Here is a 2,352-nt window from a genome sequence, read left to right as displayed (position 1 = left end):
CCCTGGGCGGGGTGGGGGGGGGGGCCGCCCCCCCGTTCTTACAGCGGGCGTCGGGCGCCCGGGAGGACCAGCAGGGCCCGCTGGCGGGCCGCCACCCGCCGTTCGCCCCACACGCGGCCGGCCCGGCCGCCCGTCCGGCCGGCGGCCGGCGCGGCCTCGTAGGTGGACCCGCCTCCCGACCGGCCGGTGTCCGGTTCGCCGGACTCGCCCTGCCCGGTCGTGGGCAGCCGCCGAGTGCTGTCCGACGGGTCATGGGGCTCACCGGTCCGGCCCGGCGGGTTCTCAGGCTCGCTCATCCGACGCTCCCTCCGGGGCGGTGCCCGCTTCGGCGAGGTGCAGCCGCTCGACCTGCACCGCCACTTCCGGGACCTCCATACCCGCCAGTGCCCTCACCCGCTCGGCGACACGGCGCCGCACCGCCCCGCACCGACGGCCGATGTCACCGGGGTAGCCGAGTTCGAGGCTGACGCGCACACGGGCGGTCTCCCGGTGCACGGTGACCGTGGCACGCGGGGGCGCGCCTCCGGTGGGCGGCTCGCCGGCCGCCTCCCTGGCGGCCTGGGCCGCGATCTTGGCCACGACCCGGTCGGCGATCCGGGTCTCACCGCGGCCGGCGGCGGCGACCCGGCCCGTCACCGCCGTCACCGTCGCCGGTCGCCGCGCTCGCGACTCCGGAAGAAGTCGCCGGGCTCCAGGTCGCCGTCCACGAAGCGGCCGGCGACGAAACCGACGGCCCCCAACGCGGCGACCAGCAGGAACGCGCCGAACCCGCCGAAGTACCCGGCGAAGCCGAGCGCCATGCCGGCGATCAGGCCGACCACAGCCATGCTCATCTGTGCTCCTCAACTGCCTCGGGGGGGGAGGACTACTGCACGCGGGACCCGGTGTCTTCGTCGTCGTCCTCCTCGTCGGGCAGCTTGACGTCGCTGACCGCGATGTTCACCTCGACGACCTCGAGACCGGTCATGCGCTCGACCGCGGCGACGACGTTCTCCCGCACGTCACCGGCGACGTCCGCGATCGCGACGCCGTACTCGACGACGATCTCCAGATCGAGGGCGGCCTGCGATTCGCCGACCTCGGCCTTGACGCCGCGGGTCACGGACTTGCCGCCGCCGGGGACGCGATCGCGCACCGCGCCGAAGGTGCGTGACATGCCGCTGCCCATCGCGTGGACACCGCCGACGTCACGTGCCGCCATTCCGGCGATCTTCTCGACCACGCCGTCGGCGATGGTGGTGCGGCCGCGGGAGGCGGGGGCTCCCCCGCCGCGCTTGGTGAGCTGACTCTGGCGGCCGTCGTCCCCGCCGGACAGGCTTGTGGGGTTGTCGGGCCGGTTCCGCTGCGGGCTCTCGGTCATCGCCGCTCTTCCCTTCGGGGCAGGGTTGCACTTCTTATGCCCACATTAGGTGTGCTTGCCCCATTTCGCGCCGTGGATACGGCAGGCTGGGGCAATGACAACGGCTGACACTCCCCATCGGGCCGAGGGATGGACCGCAGCGGTACGCCGGCGGCTCGACCTGGGCCGGTTGCTCCCTCTGGGCGGCCCCGCCGACGGGTCGTGGATCGCGGAACGGGCCGCGGCGGCGTTCCTGCGCGACGCCGTGGCCGGTGCGGGGGCGGTGCTGGGTACGCTCAGGATCGCCCCGGCGGGCCCGCACGGCGCGACGGAACCGGTGGTGCCCGGGCCGCCCAGCGCCCTGCCACCGGGGCCGCTGCGGATCGAGGCGGACTTCGCGGCCACGGCGCGGCGGCCGCTGCCCGCCACGGCGGACGCACTGCGCGCGGGCCTGCTGGAGGCGGCCGAACGGCTGGGCCTCGCGGTCGACGAGGTGGATCTGCGGGTGACCGGCCTGCTGGACGAGGAACCCGGGCGGCCCGCGCCGGAGCCGGCCGAGGCGCACCCGGCCGAACCCGAGGGAGCCGCCGCGGCGGCGGCGGCCGGGGTCCCCGGAGTCGCCTTCCACACCCGCGCGCTGGGCAGCCCGGTGCACTCGGGCCCGGGGCACGTCCGGGTCGAGCTGGCGACGGCCCGGGGCCAGAGGGCGCTCGACGTCGCCCGAGCGGTGCGCGAGGCCGTGGCCGCGGCGGTGGAGGGCCGTCCGGCGGTCGCGGTACTCGTCACGGCCGTGGTGGCCCCGGACCGGGGATGACCGGACCCGCCGGCGGGCGGATCCGGTCGCGGCGGTCTCAGTCGGTCACGCCGGCGAGGTCGCGCAGCCGGCGGCCCTGGGCGGCGCGCTCGGCGGCCCGCTGCTCCTCGTACGTACGCGAGGCGGCGCCGCTCAGGAGTGCCTTGGTCTCGACGACCGCGTCGCGCGGGGCGGCGAGCAGGGCGGCGGCCAGGTCACG

The 2,352-nt window shown here is 76.7% G+C and carries 5 protein-coding genes and 1 pseudogene; 1 reads left to right on the top strand and 5 read right to left on the bottom strand.

Annotation, left to right across the window (positions count from 1 at the left end):
* Positions 1-38 precede the first annotated feature (38 nt).
* The 4 genes from ABZ371_RS31800 to ABZ371_RS31785 are packed head-to-tail and all read right to left on the bottom strand — an operon-like array spanning position 39 to position 1,360.
* Positions 39-296, bottom strand: coding sequence for a hypothetical protein (locus tag ABZ371_RS31800; RefSeq protein ID WP_358686233.1), 258 nt, complete (start codon positions 294-296; stop codon positions 39-41).
* Complete coding sequence (locus tag ABZ371_RS31795) at positions 283-645, bottom strand: hypothetical protein (protein WP_358686230.1); 363 nt, start codon at positions 643-645, stop codon at positions 283-285. The genes ABZ371_RS31800 and ABZ371_RS31795 overlap by 14 nt, the downstream gene beginning before the upstream one ends.
* Positions 642-833: a hypothetical protein gene (locus tag ABZ371_RS31790; RefSeq protein WP_358686228.1), complete on the bottom strand. Its 192-nt coding sequence runs from the start codon at positions 831-833 to the stop codon at positions 642-644. Before ABZ371_RS31790 ends, ABZ371_RS31795 begins: the two co-directional genes overlap by 4 nt.
* A gap of 32 nt (positions 834-865) precedes the next feature.
* Positions 866-1,360 carry an Asp23/Gls24 family envelope stress response protein gene (locus tag ABZ371_RS31785; RefSeq protein WP_358686226.1) on the bottom strand — a complete coding sequence of 165 codons (495 nt, stop codon included), beginning with the start codon at positions 1,358-1,360 and terminating at the stop codon, positions 866-868.
* Between the two features lie 94 nt (positions 1,361-1,454).
* Between ABZ371_RS31785 and ABZ371_RS31780 the strand changes: the two genes are divergently transcribed.
* Positions 1,455-2,153, top strand: a complete 699-nt coding sequence (locus ABZ371_RS31780; protein ID WP_358686223.1) for a hypothetical protein — start codon at positions 1,455-1,457, stop codon at positions 2,151-2,153.
* A 37-nt stretch (positions 2,154-2,190) separates the two neighbouring features.
* On the opposite strand, the pseudogene ABZ371_RS31775 reads toward ABZ371_RS31780, so the two are convergent.
* A pseudogene (locus tag ABZ371_RS31775) lies at positions 2,191-2,352 on the bottom strand (enoyl-CoA hydratase/isomerase family protein); the annotation flags it as partial.

The organism is Streptomyces sp. NPDC005899, from assembly GCF_040629645.1.
Taxonomy (GTDB): domain Bacteria; phylum Actinomycetota; class Actinomycetes; order Streptomycetales; family Streptomycetaceae; genus Streptomyces.
This window is presented reverse-complemented; position numbering and strand designations above follow the sequence as displayed.

Bases quoted from the DNA above. Each gene is read 5' to 3' on its own strand.
- ABZ371_RS31780 (WP_358686223.1), top strand. From the start codon at position 1,455: ATGACAACGGCTGACACTCCCCATCGGGCCGAGGGATGGACCGCAGCG.
- ABZ371_RS31785 (WP_358686226.1), bottom strand. From the start codon at position 1,360: ATGACCGAGAGCCCGCAGCGGAACCGGCCCGACAACCCCACAAGCCTG.
- ABZ371_RS31800 (WP_358686233.1), bottom strand. From the start codon at position 296: ATGAGCGAGCCTGAGAACCCGCCGGGCCGGACCGGTGAGCCCCATGAC.
- ABZ371_RS31790 (WP_358686228.1), bottom strand. From the start codon at position 833: ATGAGCATGGCTGTGGTCGGCCTGATCGCCGGCATGGCGCTCGGCTTC.